Source organism: Paenibacillus sp. J31R34, assembly GCF_059383715.1.
In genome coordinates this window covers 1-20,215 of record NZ_JBXENU010000014.1, presented here as the reverse complement: position 1 = coordinate 20,215, position 20,215 = coordinate 1, and the positions used below count along the sequence as shown (strand labels likewise).

20 protein-coding genes and 1 pseudogene are annotated in these 20,215 nt (G+C 39.6%); 2 read left to right on the top strand and 19 right to left on the bottom strand.

Annotated features, from left to right (window positions below):
• Positions 1 to 119 precede the first annotated feature (119 nt).
• The 4 genes from AC50YG_RS28130 to AC50YG_RS28115 form a co-directional block, all read right to left on the bottom strand.
• Positions 120 to 1,028, bottom strand: coding sequence for an HNH endonuclease (locus AC50YG_RS28130; protein WP_494831809.1), 909 nt, complete (start codon positions 1,026 to 1,028; stop codon positions 120 to 122).
• A 16-nt stretch (positions 1,029 to 1,044) separates the two neighbouring features.
• Positions 1,045 to 2,337 carry a DUF723 domain-containing protein gene (locus tag AC50YG_RS28125; protein ID WP_494831807.1) on the bottom strand — a complete coding sequence of 431 codons (1,293 nt, stop codon included), beginning with the start codon at positions 2,335 to 2,337 and terminating at the stop codon, positions 1,045 to 1,047.
• A gap of 194 nt (positions 2,338 to 2,531) precedes the next feature.
• A complete protein-coding gene (locus AC50YG_RS28120) occupies positions 2,532 to 2,792 on the bottom strand; it encodes a hypothetical protein (RefSeq protein ID WP_494831805.1) in 261 nt (86 codons plus the stop codon).
• A 37-nt stretch (positions 2,793 to 2,829) separates the two neighbouring features.
• Positions 2,830 to 3,117: a hypothetical protein gene (locus tag AC50YG_RS28115; RefSeq protein ID WP_494831803.1), complete on the bottom strand. Its 288-nt coding sequence runs from the start codon at positions 3,115 to 3,117 to the stop codon at positions 2,830 to 2,832.
• A gap of 198 nt (positions 3,118 to 3,315) precedes the next feature.
• Here AC50YG_RS28115 and AC50YG_RS28110 point away from each other — a divergent pair, with 198 nt between their 5' ends.
• Positions 3,316 to 3,780 (top strand): hypothetical protein, encoded by a 465-nt coding sequence (locus tag AC50YG_RS28110; RefSeq protein WP_494831801.1) that lies wholly within the window; start codon positions 3,316 to 3,318, stop codon positions 3,778 to 3,780.
• Between the two features lie 72 nt (positions 3,781 to 3,852).
• On the opposite strand, the gene AC50YG_RS28105 is transcribed toward AC50YG_RS28110, so the two are convergent.
• The 6 genes from AC50YG_RS28105 to AC50YG_RS28080 all read right to left on the bottom strand — a co-directional run bounded on the left by AC50YG_RS28105 (position 3,853) and on the right by AC50YG_RS28080 (position 11,159).
• A complete protein-coding gene (locus AC50YG_RS28105) occupies positions 3,853 to 4,860 on the bottom strand; it encodes a hypothetical protein (RefSeq protein ID WP_494831799.1) in 1,008 nt (335 codons plus the stop codon).
• Between the two features lie 248 nt (positions 4,861 to 5,108).
• Complete coding sequence (locus AC50YG_RS28100; RefSeq protein WP_494831797.1) at positions 5,109 to 5,609, bottom strand: hypothetical protein; 501 nt, start codon at positions 5,607 to 5,609, stop codon at positions 5,109 to 5,111.
• A 55-nt stretch (positions 5,610 to 5,664) separates the two neighbouring features.
• Positions 5,665 to 6,810 (bottom strand): ATP-binding protein, encoded by a 1,146-nt coding sequence (locus tag AC50YG_RS28095; RefSeq protein ID WP_494831795.1) that lies wholly within the window; start codon positions 6,808 to 6,810, stop codon positions 5,665 to 5,667.
• A 40-nt stretch (positions 6,811 to 6,850) separates the two neighbouring features.
• A complete protein-coding gene (locus AC50YG_RS28090) occupies positions 6,851 to 7,144 on the bottom strand; it encodes a hypothetical protein (RefSeq protein WP_494831793.1) in 294 nt (97 codons plus the stop codon).
• A gap of 69 nt (positions 7,145 to 7,213) precedes the next feature.
• Positions 7,214 to 8,182 (bottom strand): HNH endonuclease, encoded by a 969-nt coding sequence (locus AC50YG_RS28085; protein WP_494831791.1) that lies wholly within the window; start codon positions 8,180 to 8,182, stop codon positions 7,214 to 7,216.
• 286 nt (positions 8,183 to 8,468) lie between these two features.
• Positions 8,469 to 11,159 (bottom strand): helicase-related protein, encoded by a 2,691-nt coding sequence (locus AC50YG_RS28080; RefSeq protein WP_494831789.1) that lies wholly within the window; start codon positions 11,157 to 11,159, stop codon positions 8,469 to 8,471.
• A gap of 373 nt (positions 11,160 to 11,532) precedes the next feature.
• Between AC50YG_RS28080 and AC50YG_RS28075 the strand changes: the two genes are divergently transcribed.
• Entirely contained in the window at positions 11,533 to 12,216 is a 684-nt protein-coding gene (locus AC50YG_RS28075; protein ID WP_494831787.1) for a helix-turn-helix domain-containing protein, read from the top strand.
• Between the two features lie 60 nt (positions 12,217 to 12,276).
• On the opposite strand, the gene AC50YG_RS28070 is transcribed toward AC50YG_RS28075, so the two are convergent.
• The 9 genes and pseudogenes from AC50YG_RS28070 to AC50YG_RS28030 all read right to left on the bottom strand — a co-directional run.
• A complete protein-coding gene (locus AC50YG_RS28070; protein ID WP_494831785.1) occupies positions 12,277 to 12,702 on the bottom strand; it encodes a hypothetical protein in 426 nt (141 codons plus the stop codon).
• 94 nt (positions 12,703 to 12,796) lie between these two features.
• Positions 12,797 to 12,988: a hypothetical protein gene (locus AC50YG_RS28065; protein ID WP_494831783.1), complete on the bottom strand. Its 192-nt coding sequence runs from the start codon at positions 12,986 to 12,988 to the stop codon at positions 12,797 to 12,799.
• A gap of 223 nt (positions 12,989 to 13,211) precedes the next feature.
• Positions 13,212 to 14,210, bottom strand: a complete 999-nt coding sequence (locus AC50YG_RS28060) for a hypothetical protein (RefSeq protein ID WP_494831781.1) — start codon at positions 14,208 to 14,210, stop codon at positions 13,212 to 13,214.
• Between the two features lie 839 nt (positions 14,211 to 15,049).
• Complete coding sequence (locus AC50YG_RS28055) at positions 15,050 to 15,436, bottom strand: hypothetical protein (RefSeq protein ID WP_494831779.1); 387 nt, start codon at positions 15,434 to 15,436, stop codon at positions 15,050 to 15,052.
• 66 nt (positions 15,437 to 15,502) lie between these two features.
• Complete coding sequence (locus AC50YG_RS28050) at positions 15,503 to 16,783, bottom strand: hypothetical protein (protein WP_494831777.1); 1,281 nt, start codon at positions 16,781 to 16,783, stop codon at positions 15,503 to 15,505.
• Between the two features lie 32 nt (positions 16,784 to 16,815).
• Positions 16,816 to 17,472 (bottom strand): hypothetical protein, encoded by a 657-nt coding sequence (locus tag AC50YG_RS28045; protein ID WP_494831775.1) that lies wholly within the window; start codon positions 17,470 to 17,472, stop codon positions 16,816 to 16,818.
• 51 nt (positions 17,473 to 17,523) lie between these two features.
• Positions 17,524 to 18,240, bottom strand: coding sequence for a hypothetical protein (locus AC50YG_RS28040; protein ID WP_494831773.1), 717 nt, complete (start codon positions 18,238 to 18,240; stop codon positions 17,524 to 17,526).
• 212 nt (positions 18,241 to 18,452) lie between these two features.
• Positions 18,453 to 19,982, bottom strand: a complete 1,530-nt coding sequence (locus AC50YG_RS28035; protein WP_494831771.1) for a PIN domain-containing protein — start codon at positions 19,980 to 19,982, stop codon at positions 18,453 to 18,455.
• A gap of 132 nt (positions 19,983 to 20,114) precedes the next feature.
• Positions 20,115 to 20,215 (bottom strand): annotated as a pseudogene (locus AC50YG_RS28030) (IS30 family transposase); the annotation flags it as partial.

The window sequence follows — 20,215 nt, the reverse complement described above, 5'->3', positions numbered from 1 at the left end:
GTATTCTACAGGTGGTTCTTTATATCCTTCTCACCTCTTCTAAAGAGTTGGAGATATGTTCTTTGCCTAAATAAAAGAGCATGGACACCCTTACTTTATAGGAAGCATGTATCGTGTTTCTAGTTAAGTTTATCTTTATGATGATGGCGATGCCACTGCAGGTACGGTAAATGCTTCTGGTCTAAGGTAATAACATCAGTGTCCCAAATGTTCATGAACTGTTTTGTTGTTGTATTAAGTGAAGGGGAGATCACTATCTCACCTGTGTCCTTGAACGAGATCAACCCCTTATCAAACAGGGAGTCATGGTTTGGGCAGAAAAGGAATCCGTTATACGGATCGATCCTCTCGTCCGACAAATTACATTTACTCCAAGGCTTGATATGACTTGCAATTAGGAACCGCTCATCGGAAATACTACATAGACTACATTTATCGCTTAGCTTCAACAGGTCTCGCTTGAACTTACCCTGACCGATTCGGACTTTGATCCACTGCTCTTTTTCGGTCGCAGATAACGGCATGGACTCAACTTCTTTAGCTACGTCCTCCATCTCTTTTACCGTATCCTGCTGTAACCTCTGGTTACTGTAAGGGAAAGTGTCTAATTGCTTTACCGGAATCAATTCATAAATAAAGTCCTTCTTCAACTCCGTATAAGCCACCACTTGCTGTTTGTATGCCAACGCTCTCGGAATAAAGGTAAAGTAGCAGTATTCAGGGAGGAATCCATTATGATCGTAGTATGTTCGAACTAATAAGACATGGCTTACTTTGGACGAAAGATTCTGCGAAGCGTTAACTGTTGATCCATCAGTCGGTTTATCTACAGGTTCGTAGTGCCATCGAACCGTTATCTTTATTGACTCATCATTATCCCCATGAACGAAATGGGTTTGCCCATGATCATCCCGAGTCATCAGTGCGCCGTGATCCTTCAACCACTGTTCTGCTCGTTCCTGCCCTAATTTGTGTAGCCATGAGTTTACAACAGGATCTTTGCCCGTAGGAATGCTTGTAATTGTCATCGACTACTTCTCCATCTCAAAATTTTGTTATACCGCCTAATTGTTCTTCCAGTATCCACTCTATACGGGAAAGCTCCAAGTAAGGGATTATGATCAAAGGAATACCCCTGCTTATACAATAGTCTGTCTTAATCGAATCATTCCTGAGGACTTCCTTATGACCCGTTGCTCCACCAAATGTTTTGACTATTTCGTAATGCTGCCTACCGTGATACTCAATAAGACATAGCAGAGTGTCTTCCTTAAATACTGCAAAATCGAAAGGTAAAGGTTTCTTGTAGCGGCAATCATCGAATCTATACTGACGAACGAAGCTAAGATGCTTTTGAGCTAAGTATGCCGTAATTCGCTTTTCGCCCTTGGATTCCCTACAGTAAGGACATCTATTACCATTTCTGAATTCATCTAATGTAGTCTTGAACTCAAAGCCGCAACTCACATGACGCATCATTAACTTGGTTTTTGAATTAACATACTCTCCGAGCACTTCGTAATTTGAACCTTCTTGCTTCTCAACATACTTCTTGAAGTCATCCGTTGTCCATTGAATATTACCTGCACACCTCGGACATCCATACCCCGCAAGGACATTATCAGGTGAAGCACTATATTCGTGACCGCAGACAGTATGCTGTAGTTCAATCTTTGTTCGATTGTTCTTGTACTCTCCTAAAACAAGATACTCTTCTCCGTATTTATCCCTGACAGACTGTCTAAACTCTTCGGTAGTTTTTCTAATATTACCGTAACAATAAGGACATCTCTTCCCTTTGATAAAGTCGTTAGGTAAAACGGAATACTCTTTGCCGCATAACTGATGCAAAACGGGTATTTTAGAAATAGCTGTCGTATATGCCCCGAGTAAGGTGTATTCATCACCAACCAACTCGTATACTTGTTTCTTGAACTGTTCAGCTGACTTTTTATGTGCCCCAAAGCATTGAGGACACCGAGTTCCATGCAAGAAGTGAGCGGGAGTGACCATGAAGCTATGACCACATTTGTTATGTTGCATCTCTATTTTTGTGCCACTTGCAACATATTGTCCGATGACTCGATACTCATCGGCAACGAGCTTACGAACCTCATCTTCAAATTGATCCTGAGTCCTTCTCCTACTTTCAATGAAGCACCATCTACACCGTGTGCCGTTGATAAACAAGTACGGTCTCATCGATATTTCCGAACCACACTTGTTATGTCTAAAGGTGATCTTGGCATTAGCATTTATATAAGTTCCAATAACTGTGTACTCGTCTCCAACCAAATCAAAAACCTTAGCCTTATAGAGTTCTGTGGTCATTTTCATCAAAGGTCACCTACATTAACAATCTAGTTCTTAACACATTTTACCACACCGTTTATTTTGTCGGTTATCCATATGTGATGAGGATAAGACATCATACGGATAGTTCAAACTGCTGATTTTCGTGGTGTTTGCTACGAGTAACTAACTGAAAAGAAGCCCCAAGAACTCCAATAGGAGACTTGAGGCTTCAATCATTATGCGTTTTTCAGTTGAGCGATGACTGTGTCGGTATACTTGGCAGGATACTTTGAACACTTTCCTGCCAATAGGCGTCTTATGAAGCTAACGTGAAGCGCGGCGGCATAAGGTGTCCGTTTCGTTACAAGGTTTGCTGATTGTAGCTTTGCATGGACAAGCGGGACCATTGCCTTAGCTGTCATTCCCATACCGTGCCGGTTCACGATGTAGGCATAGCAGAAATCCTCTTGAATACTGTACTGATCTCCATTGTTCATACGTTCGCTCTCCTCCACTGAATGAGTATCTGATTTATTAATGCTCCAAATCAGTGTGAATCCCGAAGAAAACCTTGTGCTTGTCATGAAGCTTGTCGTAGTCGATATCTTTCAAGGTGATGCGGTCAAACAACAGGAAGTGCTGACGAAGCGCGTCCGCTGTGCGATCCTCGAATTCGGGGCGAACATCGATGATACGCTGACAAAAACGATCCTGCTCCTCGCGCTTCTTGCCATGAGGGGCTGCTTCGAGCATTCTGCGCCATTCGAACAACAACGATATCATAATGATGTCTTCAACTTCCGACCAGTCGCGAGTTCTCAAATAAAACATCTCCATTTAGTTTAATGTATTTACGATTATAACCCGAAAAAAAGGATTTTCAACAAATCCATTCAAATATATTACGTATAAATATTTTAATAATATTTTCGGTTTGAAACCAATAGAAGTATATAATACACTATTGTTGTAACTACCAATGGTTAATAACCGAAAAATCATATTGAAAGGTGATGCTCTATGGCTCAGGTGTTTACTCCTCACTTCACCCTCCACGTAATTGCATCCAACCCACACCCGAAGCAAACTGAATATCGGGTCGGACGCGGATACGAACAGTGGGACACGCAAGTCTCCATCCGCAAAACGCAGATGGTCTACCAAGGCAAGGTTGCAGGAAAGGTTGTACCTTCTTTCCCCGAGAACACGCTCGACGTGGTCGCGGTCAACTACGCTATGGATCTGCTCTCTAAAGGATGGGGCGTTTACGCTAAGAACAAGCGAAATGTGGTCATCATCAAGAAGATCAACCCGAAGCAAACTGAGGATGAGTTCAGTGAACTAGCTCAAGATGAAATTTTCGACTTCTACAGCGACCTATATCCTAATCAGGTGGTCGATGTAATGCAACGTAACTGTGAACGGCTGGATGGCGACCTTGTCGCATTCGTCTTCGACGTCAACATTGGCTTCAATACCCCGTAAAGGCAAAAAGCAAGAACCTCTCCTTAAAGTACGGGAGAGGTTCTTTAACTTACTGAAGTTAGTTCGTTACTCTTACGATACGCCTTCTTCCTCGGAAACCGCCTTCTCGGGCTTACTGCCATTTCTAAAAGCGGAGTTGCCTTCGAGTCTATCCAGCAAGATCTTCCGAGCTGACTTATACTCCACTCCAACCATTCCGAGCCGAATAAGGAAAAGCCTGAAAGTAAACTTGTCATTGTCCGTCTCTTTGGACTTCTTCGAAGTGTATTTCAATGTCTGTGCAGTTTGGTTCAACAGCTCAACCAACTGACTGTACGCTTGGATCTTCTCAGCGGTCGGCTCGCCTTGGAAGAATTTAAAGGTGAGCTTCCTACTATCAAAATCGAAAGTGATGCCTGGGCAGAAGTTGCCCACTTCCGAGATTTTCGTCATTAACTTCTCACTTGTGTCGATTGTGGGGTCATGGATCGCCGCGATGAAAGGCTCCTCGATAATGTTCCCATTATAACCGAGTGCATTCGCAAGGAGTGCTTGGCGGCTGTAGATCAGATTTACCAAGTTTCTCAAGGTCTGCCCCGTATGCCCCTCCAAAGGAACAGTGATCTCAAGGTCGGTGATTGGTAGTACGGACTGATCGGACGGAGCTGCCAGTTCTACCGACGGTTCAGGATCTGCGGGTATGTCGTGTTCAGCAGAAGCTGCAGACTTTTCCGAAGCGTTAAGCTCGGTATAAACGGCAACGTCTGGTGGAGCAGCATCGGAAGGAGCATCAGCACCTACAGGGCTTTCCTGTGGGCTCGGGAGGTCGGGTGCTGCGGGAGCTGCAGGAGCGCCTATATCGACAGAATCGGAAAGGACCGAGGGATCGGTTACCCCCTCGATAGAAGCGCCGTTTAACAGGCTTTTAAGCTCGACCTCGTTACCTTCGGGATTGGTCACCTTTCCTGCCTGATCAACCACGTAGATACCATTCGGTGTCTCAATTTCGTAAGTGAAACTAGGGACTCCCATGTATTTGGGCTGTACGTTGAAGTGTTTACCCAATGCTTTGACGATTTCTTTTCTGTCTTTTCTGTTCATAACAACCTCCAAATAGGATTGACATAATCAACGAATAAGCGGGAAGCGCCCCTCATTGAGGTTGTTGTTTGTTCTAACGTACATTTGGAATAGAAGCAAGTTAAATATTGAGGATCAACGCATTCTAAGGCAGTCGTGGATAATCCTGAGCTGAAGCAATAAAAAAAGCTGTCAAAGGGATCGACAGCCGAAGAAACATCAATAACAAGAGAACTAGCTTCCGAATTTCTCGGTAATTAAGAAGCCATCTAAATTGTGACTAACCAAACCCTATGCTTATCCAGTAGGATTTCTTTTTCTTTTCGGTAAATTGTCCTAAAGTAGTTAAGTCGCAGGTGACCTTCTAACAGGTGATACGGTTTTCCCATATCAGGATGAGTAGTGTTTTGAAATACAATTATCGGTGCATTCCATATCTTGTGCTTTAACATGTACTTCTGCAACCAAGTTTTATCATGTCGTTCGTAAATCTGATATCCCAAAGAATCGATCGTTTCATCGTCATAAGATTTTATATTGTTGTAGATCTCGTCCTTTGACCAAAGCTCTTCTTTGAAGAGCATTTTTTCAAAGCCCAGAAATGCGTAGTCATCAATATCTGCATAATGTCTGTAGATCCAATTCTCCAATGCACATTCAGGAAAATTAGGAAGTAACGATGCCGCGCGCTTCTTATATTCTTCAAAAGACTCTTTATTAAAGGTGCCATCACCAATTGGCTTTAGACTCTTAATCAGATCAATGTCCATAAGTTAAACTCCTTTGTCCGTCATTCATTCCAACCAAAATATCCAGAATAGCCCCCTAGCAATGGGTTGAGCGGAAATCATAAAGCATTTGATTCAATACTTCGCCTGTCTTCAAGCGAGATACGATATATTCTCGATGCTTCTCTGTATTTGCCTCTATCCATGAAAATTCTCTAGTATGACTTTTAAATTTATTGATAAAGACTTTCATTTCATGTTCAACATGCGCAAGGAATGCATCCTTCTCATAATCATTTTCAAATAACAGAACGACTTCAAAGAAACGTCTTCTGGAGAAAGACGCCTCCTCGTCGTTATCATCATAGAGAAACTTGTTTAGCTTATAAGAAGGGCTATCCTTTGTAAAATACTTTAGTGAGTAATCGGGATCTATCCTATTTTCTCCAAAGAAAAGGAACCCCCATTCAGGGGTAGGAGTGCAATATCGCGCCCCATCAAGAAGAGCTACTACATCACTATAAAGCTGCGTTCCAAAATATTTAATACTGAGATTTCGATATGTAGTAGACGAATCCGTCATTGTATACGCATAGAACTCGGATTTTGTCCTTGCCTCATCATTATCACTTATTGTGATAGTGAACTCAGGATTAAAGACATTGTAATATGTATCATCATCATGTTTCCATTCACTCTTGTTCTCAAGACGTTTCATAACCAGTTCAAAGGGTGATCGGGTTAATAAAAAGCGCTTCTTCCATAGGTACTCAACGTTGTTGATGTCAGCACTCTTATTGATATCGGTATTTGTGTCACCTACCCGAGTATAGATGTAATTGGCTCGAACCCTTCTACCTTGATATTCACAGTCTTCGGTTAGGTAGTAGGGAGTGTCGGTGCTGTTCTTAATGACCAACACATCAACCTCGTGACCTTCAATCTTTAAGCTCCGCAACTCTACTCTGGGTCGGATACCTGATACAAACTTCTTATCCTTTAACAAATCAATCATCTGTTGCTGAGTTCTTCGATTTTCATCATTGCTGACCCCGACAACCTCGTAAGTCTTGTCTACAACTCCAAAGATAATATAGGCATCCCTATCTACACGATTGTTCGCCATACAAATAATGTCGTATAAAAGATCAACCGAATTAGTATGGTACTTCACTTTAAAGTCCCAGTAATCATCTTCACGTTCAGAATCGATTAGCATTAATACTTCGTCTCTGAGTTCCAAGCTCATTAACCCACCTTTATAAGTCAGTCATTGAAATCAGCTATTTAGTTGTCGACCCCAACTGCAAGCGTCTAACTTCAATCTCATGTTTACGATCAGCTAGAATTTGTTCAACTGTTGCATTTTTCTGTACTAAAGAAAGCCCCTTCTGTTGCTTACGTTGCAGCGTTTCGTTGATATGAAACAACTTGTACTTAGTCTTCTGCTCTGGATAGACAACATATGCAACTGGATCAGTGGTTGGCTTTAGTCCCATACGACTCAACCTACTCTGAGTAAATAAGTGATCAGGTACTTCCTCGGGTAGATAATGCAATATCTCATTACTAGTCATGTGCATCTCCTACTCTAATGAAAATTTGAAAGTCCACTTCAAGTTGCAATGAAACCGACATATCGTCACTTAGTTTAAATAACCGTTCTTCTTAAGTGCTTCTTCCAACATTCGTTTCTGGTCTTCATCTAATTCTCTTTGCAGAACAGAAAAAACTGCCGTAAAATACGGTTCCATATTTTCAAAATCAACGACTCTAATTGTAGAATCCTCAAAACTCCTTTGGAACATAAAGGAATGTTTTCTCTGATTAAATTCTTCAGTAGTCAGAACAGGAATCTGAATAGAAAAGTTCCCAAATGAAACTTTGAATACCATGTACGGGTAGCTTGTGTCTAATGGCTGTTCCTGCTTACGTCTAAACAATTGAGCATTGGTTCCATTAAAAGGATCGATTCCTGACTGAAATTCCACAACCCCTCTATCAATTTCAATCTCATGCCCACCTGCTTGAAAAACAGCTAAAGTTTCCATAAATCGCTCTAGTTCCAAGAATGGTACTAAAGTAAGTGCCATCTTCAATAAAGCATAGTATACGTCAATTGGATTATACTTTTGTCGTTTATATTCGATTTTCATTTCATTATTATCGACAGTAACTCTCATCTCATCAGTACGATCAATTATTAGCTTTCGAGCATTCCCATCAAACTCAGGCAAGATGGGGTCATTTTTACGATACTCAATCCTATGACCAGTTCTCATATCCTTATCTGTTAATGAAGTTTTTTTCCCGTAGACCTCAGAAATCAACTTTAACGGAAGAACATATTTACCTAACGCATCTTCAAACTTGCTTCCGAATATCTCCTTGTTACATCTACTACACTCATATTTTGAAAATAATCTCTTGTTGCCAAGTGTCTCTGAGATAATATGTGTGTTATCTCTAAAGCTCACTTCGTCTGCACTTTTCATACAAAATCTACAGACCCGTTTTGTGAGCGGGTCTGATAAAACAATACGCTCTTGGGTCGTATCGTTTAGTTGGCGGCAATCTACAATACAGTCATACAATAAGTCAAATTCCTCATTCATTCTATCCCCACCCTCAGTAACATTATTTCACAAATACAATATCTACCTTTTCTAATAACAAGGGCGCATCTTCCTTATAAATAGCAACCTTGTCCTTAAGATCAGCCAAAGGGTTCTTGATTAGGTGCTGCGCGGCGATTAATGATCCTATTGCTTCCGGCTAACTCAGGTTTTTCTTAAAGATGTACTTTGAGGTTCTATGCTAACAGCGTTCGACGATTTTCACCTTTGAATAAAAAACTGCTGAGGGCATCAGCAGTTTTATCGATCTCATTATTTCTCTAACCTAGTTACCATATTTCCAACCTTTTACTTCTCTTAGAATGCCTTTTGTCCAATAATCATTAGACCATACATAGTCAGGTTTAGTAATATCATCAACAAAATGTCTCTCAGCCCATGTACGGAAACCGCTGCTGCTATTCCGCTCAATGAAATACCTAAAGAGTGACCGACTTCCCAGTGGTGGAGTAATGGATCCATTCCCAAGATCAATTATTTTTGACAGCCTCTTAACACCACCAAAATAGTCCAACATGCAGCATACAGATTCCTTGCGCGACATATGGTATGCTAACTTCAACCAATTACTTGCTGCGCTAATCCTCTTCTCTACTCCATCCTCAACAATTTCTTGGGTGAAGGCAACCTCAAAGAAGGACTTGAGCTCCTCCTTAAAGGAAAAGTATTCCTTACCCCGAACATGCCCAAAGTACTTATTGTAGAATTCGTTTGAGACATTTACACGACTATTTATTAGGCGACCCATTGCTGTCGCAAAGACATGTACCTCGCCATGAAATTTATCCCTCAAAGCTCCATTCTCGATTCGAGCTAACTTTTTAAGCTCCTGCTTGTATAGCTCCATCAGCTTAAACAGAGGAAGAGTAGGGACTAACTGGTCAATATTATCAATTACCAAGTCGCTTATCTTGTTGTTGGATTCGGGCTTAGGTATGAGTTTGGCTTCAATATTGTCTTTAGCCTGGGCTTCTAGCTTAGCATCTAGAATCGGTTTTAGATTTGCTTTAAACTTCTCTGAGTAAGAGCTATTTACAATCGTAGGGAATAAGATATCAAACCTATTCGCTTCAAAGGCTTCCTCGAACCCCCTGTTGATGAGAGCACGATACTTTTGGAACTCCCTAGGCAGACGAATCTGCTCGTTAAACATGGCAAGGTACGTCACATAATCACTGTTACTCGAGATAGAATTCGCGCATCCCTCAACGGCATCGACGCGACCAACATCAAGCTGCGTCCAATCAACTGAACGTTCATTAACATAAAAGATGTGATCCCAAATACCTTCTGTTCTTAAAAGCCAATCAATTACTTTTTCCTTCTCGGCACTATTTTGAGAAAAGTCTGATTTGAAATACGCTAAATGTTTTTGAACATCATCTAACAATGCTTTCTCGGCTTCTCCCCTCGTAAATCTAAGATCTTGATCGAGAGACAATCTATCTTTACAAAAATCGAATAACTCACTAAGGCTCTCATCAGCTATTACAGGGGTGATATTGAGGGATACTTCACCACGCCCTTCCGCTTCTACAATGGATTCGGATTCGGCTGATTCCGATTCAGCTTCCCATGCAGCAAGATAATCATAAAGCTCGCTTACTCCCTGAGTCTCAAGTGAGTCAATAAGCCGACTGAGATACCTCTCTGAATCACTTTTCATCGTCGTATATCTATTTAAAATATCAATCGACAGAATCGTATTCCTCGATGGTAAATAACTCAACAATGAGCCGAGGCTCGTATAGATAGCATTAAAAAAGTTAAGCGTATTCGTATCATAATAGTTTTTAGCACCTATAAGGAAGCAGTTGTAGATTGCATCGCTCTTACTGTTTAAGCGGTCAATCCGTCCGTAACGCTGCTCTAATGCCGATGGATAAGCAGAGATGTGATAATTTACAATATGGTTATAGCCCGGCAAATTAATGCCTTGCTCCGCAATTTGATATGTCAGAATAAGAACGGTGGGAAGGTTATCTGATCTCGAGAAGTCCGTCAGTTCTCTCGGGTTACGCCCTGTGACTACATAATAAGTCGGCTTATCGTGGAGTTCTGTGGCAGACTTCACGAAACCCGCTTCTTCAAGATAACCCCCTATAAGATCAGCTTCTTTTAACACGTATCTAGTGAACACTACAAAGCGGTTTGTCTTGGACTTGTCATATAAGGTTTTCAAATTATTTATCAGTACTTCGTTCTTGTTGCTACGTGATTGGTACTCCCAAATCAAGGACTCATAGCGCTTAACATTTGTTTTAACATACCCCTCAGTCTCAAGGGACTTAATCGTATCCTTGAAATATCGAGTTACTGGAAACTTCACATCAAACTGGCTGCAGATCAACTCCTCCGGTTGCTTACCAACTGTCTTTAGTTGTTCAATCCAACTGGTATCGACTTTCTTCTTAAGCAAGGCTGTTGCAATTCGGGGATAGACCTGTAAATCATTAACTCCTTGCTTAATCGGCGTGGCAGTTAGAAATACCACTTTCTTAGCAGTGATATTATTAGTCAAATTGAGATAACGCTGAGTCCATTCACCCAAGAACAGGTGCGCTTCATCAATGATTACGAGTCCGTATTTCTCTGGAACCTTGAATTTAGAGTGGTGGTTATTAACGACCCGAACCCTAGAACCATACCCCAACTCTTGGAAGGGGAGCCTGTCGAACCAGTCATTGAGGAACTGACCTCTAGGTTTAACATCACTACTCCGAGCTAAAGCATTGGTCGTAATGACTAAGACATCTTCACCTGGATTACTCTCCAGAAAATCAAGTGCCATGATACCGCTACTTATTGTCTTACCACTACCGACTTCGTCAAACAAGTAAACAGCATCGTTACCATGATTGTTTAATCGTTCGGTATTAGCAAACTGAAGTGGATACAAAATCACTTCATTCGGGTCTAGTTGATTAATCCACTTTTTATCTACAGCTAAAGTCACAGTGGTCCCTCCATATGCATAATTTACAAGTATTTGTCGATCTATTGTACTTACATAATTCTACATTGAATTCAAAACTCCTCCAAAGGTCTCATTTTTTAATACCATCAGGTCTCCTATCAACGAGACAAAGGGATGATGTCAACAGACATCATCCGAACTTACAAGCCAAAGCTCAACTTTCGACAGTTATATTCTACCCTTGATGAACTTTATTTTAGAATTACTAAACGGTTACAACTGATGATATTGAGAGCTTGTCTCTTTGAACCCAGATAAATAGCCATCAATCTCATCCAATAAATCTATAACTTTCGACCTACTATACCGATATACTTATTATGAGAAATATGGGAAGAGGATCATCTTAATTGTGGATATACGAAATGAATTTGGTCAAAGAGTAAGGGAATTAAGCGCTAGAAGTGGAATGACTCAAGAAAACCTCGCCTATCGAGCAGGGCTAGATCGTACATATATTTCAAGTGTCGAGCGGGGAGATCGTAATGTGAGTCTGTTAAATATCGAAAAGATTGCTTCAGCCCTCCATGTTTCGGTTGAATATACGTTCTCAAGCGAACGCTTTTCGGCAACCCCTGCATACCAATCAAGTGATTTTACTATCCCATTTACAGATCGTTTTAAATATCAACTAAATACTTACAATAAGATCCTTACCTTTCAGGCTCATGGACTGTTAACTGGAGATAATGTGGATTTTATGTCTAAGACACTCATGGGCATTTGTGGTGCCTTCGGGAAAGGAGCACTAAATGTTTTTGTTGATCATAGAGATATGAAAGCTTCTGACGGAGAGCCGGTGGTCTACTCCCCAGAAGTGTCAGAGCGCGCAATAGCTTTTCAACGAAATCTGCTGTTATACAGCAGTAAAGCCATAGTACTCTGTAATTCAGAATTTCAGGTTCAGCAATTAAATAGAATTACCCAAGAAAGCGGCATACCAACTATACCGCTCTTCGGTCGGGATAAAGATATGGTCGGACAGGCTTATGAACTGCTCGATATTAATGGGAATGACTTGATTCAAGTTCAGTAAATTTAAGATTTGTTTGCGTAGTACACCAATGCATAACCAACTTCAAAAACAATTAATTTGTTAAATGATTTCTTTAAGCTCCTGATCGGGCAATACGGTGAATTTGTTAGTGTTACCTTGTACTTGAATGAAACTGCCCCAGATGAATAATTTCCAGTGTTCACCTTCGTTAGCGTTCTTAAGCATCAAGTTTGGCTGCATGAATTTACGTAGTTCTTTGAAGTCTATGTAATAAATCTTATTACCTTCCAACCTAACTGCTAATATTGAAACAGTTGCTTCGTCCAAAAGCTCTACCTGTTTGATCGTAAGGTCGAACCAACCCTTGCCGTTCGCATGAATCTTTGATGATGGAGTGCAGACTACGATGCGCTTTCCGTCGCTGACACCTTGAAACATAATCTGTTTCCTGCTAATAGTGGATAGGGGACAACTATATTTACGTACTAGCGCATCAACAACGGATTTCTTGTCAGGAATAGACATTTCATTACCCCCATAGTAGATTCGTGATCTTAACTTGAGAATACGCTAAATAACAACAGACTTAAAAAATTTGCTATTATATGTGCCTGATACTTTACTTCTTGAGCTTCCGAATTCCTGGCTCAAAATCATTTCGACACCATCTGACAAACGTAGATGAATGGCGAAGGTACGTCTTAGCTGTTATTTCCTCAAGAATTCCAGCTTTCTGCTTTTCCGCTACTTCTTGTTCGTACTGTTCATACAATAACTCTAATTGCTTGATAAAGTCCTGTGATGCTTTCATCTGGTTAACCTCCTTGGGGTTAGTCTTAAGCTCATTATACTGGACGGGAAGCATTTGCATAAGTAATTGGAGATATGTAATTCAGCAGTTGTGGTTGAACTATGTGAGTCGATGATTGTGATTAAAGATATCATTCAGGCTGCATTACCTACAATAACTTATCCATATCAAAAGAAATAACTGCCGATTTTCGCGGCAGCTGCGGGAACCCCTTAAATACAAATCAACGGAATTTGAATCCGTAGACGTCACAAGCCCTCTTATCTGTGAGCATTATACTCGTCTTATTCTGAAGATCGTTAATATCTCTAATTAAATGTTCCCAAACCGACATAACTCTTTCAGGTTTATGTAACCCTGCTTTAGATGGAATATAAGGAGTACAATTACATACTCCCGTTACTGGATCAGTAAGACAGGAGTTTACATCAAAAACATGTGACTTGTTATTTGGATCTTCATCTACACAAACTCGCATGTGCTCTATCCAATTCAGTGGATGAAGGTTGTTAGGTAAAACAAGCGGAGATTGCATTGCTAGTCCCTTCACTACAAAAGCTCGAAGAGCACTCGCGGTAATAAATGCATCAATAACTTCGTTATTAGTTAATGATGTATTATTCGTCTTTATCGTATCAAAGTCGGATGGTGTCGGTTTATACGCACCTGTCACGAAACCTTCATACAAGTATAGCGGTCTATCCTGACTCCACTCCTCGTAGCTTGCGGTTGCATTAATAACTTGGGGATGTGAAGCCTTCTTTTTCATGTCATACTCATTAACCATCCACTCAAACAGCAACAAACCCAATGGATACCCCTTAACCATAGGTTGACTGCCGCCGATGTACCATCGCTTAGATAAAGCGTTGTTTCCTTTACTATTGGTAACAACTAGTTCCTCTTCTGCAAAGCGAGCAGTCATTTGAAACCTGCCCTCATCGTCTACATACGGAACCGGATACCACATCGGAGCTTCGAACCCCAAAGCGACCTTATGACCATTCAATAAATCATTGGCGATAACTTCAGCTAACATCTTAATGTTGAAGCCTGCTTTACCATCATGACGCTTACCTTTCACAGGCATACAGACTCCTGGCTTATTAAAGTCAGGACTACAATACAGATCTCCATTTTCGTCTAGCTTTACCCAACCAGTATTATTGTTTGCTAAACTCTTGCTCCTCACGTTGATGTCTAAACCGTAAAAGTACTTCATGATTGACCTCCAAGTGTCATATCTTCTATGAGACGATGATACTTCATTTAAATAGGAAAAAGCTACCGATTTTCTTGGTAGCTCCACTTGGTAATAGTTATAGATCAATTCAGGAAAGTTGGTACGCCCCTAACCGGTTCCTTTTATAGTAATAATCCATCCACCTTCGGGCTTTCCGATGATCTTTCATAAGAAGCCTCTCGAATGTCGCATCCTTATCCTCGATTGAAGCGGAATAGAGTATTACCTCTGACTAAGAGAGCCAAGTCAACAAGGGATTAGAAGTCCCATTACTTGCTTCTGGATCACACCCATCTGTATAACATACCTTAACCCGATTCGGTTCAGCATATTGATTAGCCTAAAATATAAACAGATGATAATAGGTAAAGGATTGGGAGGGCAAAACTTAAGAGTTTTGGTCTCTTATGATACCTTGGGTGTAGGAATAGTTGAAGTCATTTGATAAACTAACTGAATCTTTTTTTGAAAGGGCAGTTGGGTACTTACAAGCGAAGCCGAACGGCAAACTGCTGACGGTCGATAGGTAAAAAGGTGATGGCGGGAAGTGTTCTTTTAGTAAAGCATGCCGGTAATGCTGCAGTTTAGTTCCTTCTATTGTAATGCAAGTAAGTACCCCGAACAGGGGAGAATAAGAGACATTGACGTGAAACGGCTTGTAAGCGCTCAAAGACCAGTATAGCACCCAGTGCAATTTAATCGATTTGAGAGCCTTTCAGAGAAGATTATCTGGACACTGATTAAAAACAGATCACGTCTTGATAAGAAAGGCAGTACCAATTCATCCTTAGTGGATTGAAATTAGGACTGCCTTGGGATTATTTTTTGGACTTTTTTCGTGGTACTATATCCAACTGATTCGGGTTGAATTTTAGACGACCATCAATCACCTCGACGGTCACCTTCGTACCCTTATTAGCATCAATTACATGATCCAGAATACGAGATGAGATTTTCTTCTTATTATTCGCCTGAAGAATATGGTCTCGTATGTCAAACGAGAAGCATTTCTCGTAATCATAAACGAGTATCTTCACATCGATTGTGGTTCCGTGGTATTCAGAACCCAGTACTACAGTACCATGAGAACCTTTATGATGGCGATACTTCCCTTGATCCTTCTGCTTTATGCCCGTAAGAATGTTTGTTACTTGATGAACATTCTTCTCGATCTCCAAGATTCTTCCTTTATGACGGCTTTTCATAATAATCGCTCCTCAGTGTTTTTCTTTTTATTGTACTGAGGGCTTTCAAGATTATCATGGAAAGTTTTAATCGAGAATATTCCCCGCTGGATATCTAACAAAAACTGACTCACTGTCGAGTCCCTTTGTTCTATAATAAATATTCACGATAGTTTCAAACCAAAAATCCAACATCGTAAGTTGATACCCATGTTCAAACTCGGACATAATATTCGCGAATTCGGACCTAACAAAATCAATATACGTAAACACCGATTTTAACTTGTCTTTCTCACCAGTGAGTATCGATTGTAGAATGGGTTGTATCCTGTACAATATAAATCTATTAACTTCTGCAAGACCTGCTTCTTTCACACTCTGATTATTCTTTTTACGGTAAAACAGATAATATGACAAGGGAGTATATACTTCAGGAAACAAATAAACTCCGTTCTGATTTTTATAATTCTGAAGTAGTTGGTTATCGTTGAAACACTTCTTAAGTATCGAGTATTTACGATCAATCTCTGTTGCAGTAGGAGCACCTATACCCGTTATTAATTTTGCAAGAACAACTGCAACATCTTTTAACCCGTTTGCCACCTTCACTTCGTAATTAACTTTATCAAACCTGCAGTCTGTAAAATACATTGTATCGGGCAACTGAAGATCGAAATAGTTTTTAATATATTTAGCTCTCATCAATTGATAAAGTCTAACATATGGATTCAACTGTTGCTGATTGTCTCTGTTATATTTATTCGTTTTTACAAGACTATATCGATCAATGGCTTCCTTCACGATATCACCAAACTGCGGGACATTCATAAATTCAACAGGAGTTTTAAGATAATCTACAAAAACCAATCTGAGAGTGCTATCAATAAATTGATTTAGTTCAATCGTTTTCTCACTGATAGAATACAAAACGTTATCCATTTCAAATAATTCCGATACCTCATCAGCTAATGGAATTGAATATCGATATGCATTTTCATTTAGAAATATATCTGCATCAGAATTACTTCTACAAGTTTTGTAGGCTTCTTTAAGCACTGAAGGATATATCTCTGAATTATAGAAGTCTCTTTGCATTTGTAGAACATCATAAAGATCGGTTTCAAAATCTTGCTTCTCCCTCTTTTTCGCAGTGAGTGATTTCAAACTTCCCCCTTTTAAATTCAAGAACAGGAGTATTAGTTCTGCATGCTCTTCTACTTCTAATTTTAGATCTTTCTTAATACTACCTAATCTCTTTTTGTACATACTTAAATCCGAATCATAATTAATGCTTTTCTTGTCCAACCCCAATAGAGATGTAATTCTCATATCTTGTGTCACTTTATTTTTTGGTTGAACTTTATCCATTGAATATCTTCCCCTTACTGCTTACAAGCTAACTATATTATTTCCTGTGACATCTTCTCATATTCATCCCTTGTAGCACTAAGCGCTTTATTTAACCAAAGTATCTTTCCATACCCCTGAAATAGCTCCACATCAAAACCGAACTTCCGATAAAAATACGCAGACCGATCAATATGATCCCAATCTACACCTGAAATTCCACCGCTAATGAACTTGATCTCCATCTGTTGAGCGAGCTTCAAGATTTCGTCCATAACAAGAGAGCCATATCCTCGATTTACACGATTACCTTCTATTTTTATGTCCGCAATACGCATGTGTTGATTATTTTCAATGTTAATATGTAAGTGGACATTAGAGTCAGGAGCCATTACCCCATCTACTGAAATGACCTTCACTCTAAAATGAATGTTCTCATTATCCATAACATCATCATGTAATAATTGGTAAATTATCACACTCTCTCCAAAGCGGTTTTGACCAACGTACAGTATCTTATATCCCTTTTTCTCAAATTCCGAAGTATGCCATTGAACTTCATATTCAATATCACCCTTTTTCTTTAAGGGGATAGGATCAGACTCCTGCTTAAAATCCGCAAACGGATCACTATCTCCAAATAGATCCGTGAACAAACTGGATAGCGCTTGTGAAGTCCCTTCATCTATCGGAGCATACTTGTTCTTCATTAAGAGTTATACCCCTTCCATGCATAGAATCGATATATGATCTCAATCTCTTTAACAGCTAAATTTAATTTCAAATTTACGCTTGTTGAGCCAAGAACCTCCAATACACAAAAACTTAGCTTCCTTCAATGTCATACCAAAAGAATTCGAAATTTCAATGGTATGCCGGAAGTCTCCACCTGGAAATCCATCTACAACCGTTAATAATTCTTGAAATTCATTGATCCACACATACTCTTTTCTCTTCTCGGATATCTTCAATCCCTCGGGACAATTAATGACCAATTCCTTCTTTGAATTAAGTTTTACCTCCGCTTTTCCTTCGATCTGTAAATTTTCAACTGGCAAATTTACAAAAGCTGAAAAGCCTGCTTCTGAAGTTGAAGAAATAGTAAGATGCTTTATTGAAATGTTAGCTCTTAAAAAAGCAATAATGTCCGAGATCTGCTCCCTGTATATGTACTCATGAAATTTATCTGCTTCAATGAGAAAACGTTCCCTCGACTTTTTAGGATGCCTGATATAATATTGACTTGTCGATTTGCTCCATGAGTTACCTAAAGGATTCTCAAAACGATTGAGTTCATCTATAGAATGAATTACGTAGTGATTTTCAAAGGAGAGATAGTCTACTGTTGATAATGCAATTCTTTTATGAATTTCCACAAATCCTTGTCCTTCCGGCATAGTCGGAAGATCAGTCTTACGAAATATACCAAAAATCTTACCAATTACTCCAGTATCAATTCTATATACAGAAAGTCCCATACCTCTAGCCCCTTTTGATTTTTTTCTCTTACACAACCCAACAGACAAATATCCTACCGACTTAACACTTGTTGATATTCCCTACGATGCATTTATTTCGACAAACAGGGACTTTATTCCTCTATTTTCCAAAAATAAAGCAATCCATTGTACCTATAGCGCTCGTAGTACAAAAAAAGTGGTGCCTCAGGAGACACCACCACTTAATAAAATTATAAAGTAAGAAGACCCCTCATAATCTGCATACCATCCCTCATCTTGATTACAGAATCTCTACTTTTCTGAACAACTTCTGATAGATCACGAATGACTCTTTCAAAGTAATATGTTGTTGATTCAACTGAACCATCAGCGGCTCCACCGTCTTCATCGAAGTTTATATATCCATAATACACTTCAATCTCACCTTCTGAAATTTTTTCTGTATTCTTATTCAGCACAACCCACAAGGAATCTGAATCGTCATCCCTCGGATCGAGTTGACCTTGCACAAATAACTTTACATGATTCCCATCAAGATCAGTAAAGCTAAGCAATTCATCAACCTCAAAATAATCTTTGTATTTTATACTATCTCGAGTGATTTCTAGATCTTCTACTGAACACAAGTGTCCATTCACGAATTCCATAACTGCATCTCTTACTTCTTCTTCCGTGAAACTAACTTCATGATTGATTTGTAAGAACGGCGAGTTTACATTATAAGTCTGAATCTTTGCAACTAAGTCCGCAAGGGGCTTGACATTGCTATCAGTTTCAAGTTGGTAATACTCATCTATGGCATCTTCAATCTCGGCATCTAAAGAAGAAAGCAAAGACTCAATGGTATTAATTAGCTCTTCTACCTCAGTGCTCTCACAAATACCTTCTATGTATACATCATCCGAGGATATTGAAGACAACCCAACCGACTCTCTTTCCATTCTATTCAAATCTCGACGAGAATCCTCGACCATCTGCCTTCTTTCCTCTTGCTCCTCTTCTATCAATTGTTGATAAATGTTAGCTTCTTGAGTCTCTTCAGAAAAATCCTCAATTAAAGTTTTGCTGTAGTGTAATCTGTAGTTGAATAACTGAAGTAAGTTATTTTGTCTTAGTCCCTCTTCGATATGTGGGTGAATCTGTTCTTTTTCCGTTTTATCAGTTCCCTGTGAAAAATCTTCGTGATTTCTAGTGATTAAATAAATCTGGTCTTCATCATTAACGGTCACAAAATCACGTATATTAATCAGCGTCTCAAGAATCAGAGCATCTGCCCAAGATTCCTTACCCTCGATATGAAACGGGCATTGCTTATATAACTTTTTTTTCTGTACGTTAAGTAATAAGTCTCTATTCTCCTCAACTCTTATCACATTTCTATACTGCATTAAATCCGTTATCTTTTGAGTAGCATCATTTATATATCTATCTTCATTTCTTCCAAACTCATCAACCATATTTCCAAGAGTTTGCTTTAGTGGTCGGATCTTTTCGTTATACTTTGTGATTTCCTCAACGTGATTGATCCAATACACGTTACTTATGGATTTTCTTGCATCTTGCACTAATTTACCAACCTTCTTAACCTCGCCAGCAACATGTCTCTTTATTTCAGTTTCAATTATAGCAGGTAACAAAATCTTCACTTGATCATGATCCAGCAACATTTTCAACGTCTCATAGGAATCTGCAGTATGTGATTTATTTCTAGACACGATCATGTCGATATAGATGTTGGTGTCAAGCAGTAAATATTTCATTGTGGTATCCCCTTATCTATTTCCAGCTTGACTGTAAAAGCGGAAAGTATGAGTATTGAAAAACTATTATTTAAATATCGCATGTGACTTTAATGGCGTTATTTTGAATACATTCTTATGTGAGACAGATTGTCAAGCCAAGTGCGACACTTCAACCTGAAAAGCTTCGTGTGCGGTTTTCCATCCTAGACACTTTCGAGGACGGTTATTAATAAGGAACAAAGCGCACGCTA

Bases quoted from the DNA above. Each gene is read 5' to 3' on its own strand.
- AC50YG_RS28035 (WP_494831771.1), bottom strand. From the start codon at position 19,982: ATGAAATATTTACTGCTTGACACCAACATCTATATCGACATGATCGTG.
- AC50YG_RS28125 (WP_494831807.1), bottom strand. From the start codon at position 2,337: ATGAAAATGACCACAGAACTCTATAAGGCTAAGGTTTTTGATTTGGTT.
- AC50YG_RS28070 (WP_494831785.1), bottom strand. From the start codon at position 12,702: ATGTCTATTCCTGACAAGAAATCCGTTGTTGATGCGCTAGTACGTAAA.
- AC50YG_RS28050 (WP_494831777.1), bottom strand. From the start codon at position 16,783: ATGGATAAAGTTCAACCAAAAAATAAAGTGACACAAGATATGAGAATT.
- AC50YG_RS28100 (WP_494831797.1), bottom strand. From the start codon at position 5,609: ATGGACATTGATCTGATTAAGAGTCTAAAGCCAATTGGTGATGGCACC.
- AC50YG_RS28065 (WP_494831783.1), bottom strand. From the start codon at position 12,988: ATGAAAGCATCACAGGACTTTATCAAGCAATTAGAGTTATTGTATGAA.
- AC50YG_RS28120 (WP_494831805.1), bottom strand. From the start codon at position 2,792: ATGAACAATGGAGATCAGTACAGTATTCAAGAGGATTTCTGCTATGCC.
- AC50YG_RS28090 (WP_494831793.1), bottom strand. From the start codon at position 7,144: ATGACTAGTAATGAGATATTGCATTATCTACCCGAGGAAGTACCTGAT.
- AC50YG_RS28105 (WP_494831799.1), bottom strand. From the start codon at position 4,860: ATGAACAGAAAAGACAGAAAAGAAATCGTCAAAGCATTGGGTAAACAC.
- AC50YG_RS28060 (WP_494831781.1), bottom strand. From the start codon at position 14,210: ATGAAGTACTTTTACGGTTTAGACATCAACGTGAGGAGCAAGAGTTTA.
- AC50YG_RS28055 (WP_494831779.1), bottom strand. From the start codon at position 15,436: ATGAAAAGCCGTCATAAAGGAAGAATCTTGGAGATCGAGAAGAATGTT.
- AC50YG_RS28130 (WP_494831809.1), bottom strand. From the start codon at position 1,028: ATGACAATTACAAGCATTCCTACGGGCAAAGATCCTGTTGTAAACTCA.
- AC50YG_RS28040 (WP_494831773.1), bottom strand. From the start codon at position 18,240: ATGGGACTTTCTGTATATAGAATTGATACTGGAGTAATTGGTAAGATT.
- AC50YG_RS28110 (WP_494831801.1), top strand. From the start codon at position 3,316: ATGGCTCAGGTGTTTACTCCTCACTTCACCCTCCACGTAATTGCATCC.
- AC50YG_RS28045 (WP_494831775.1), bottom strand. From the start codon at position 17,472: ATGAAGAACAAGTATGCTCCGATAGATGAAGGGACTTCACAAGCGCTA.
- AC50YG_RS28085 (WP_494831791.1), bottom strand. From the start codon at position 8,182: ATGAATGAGGAATTTGACTTATTGTATGACTGTATTGTAGATTGCCGC.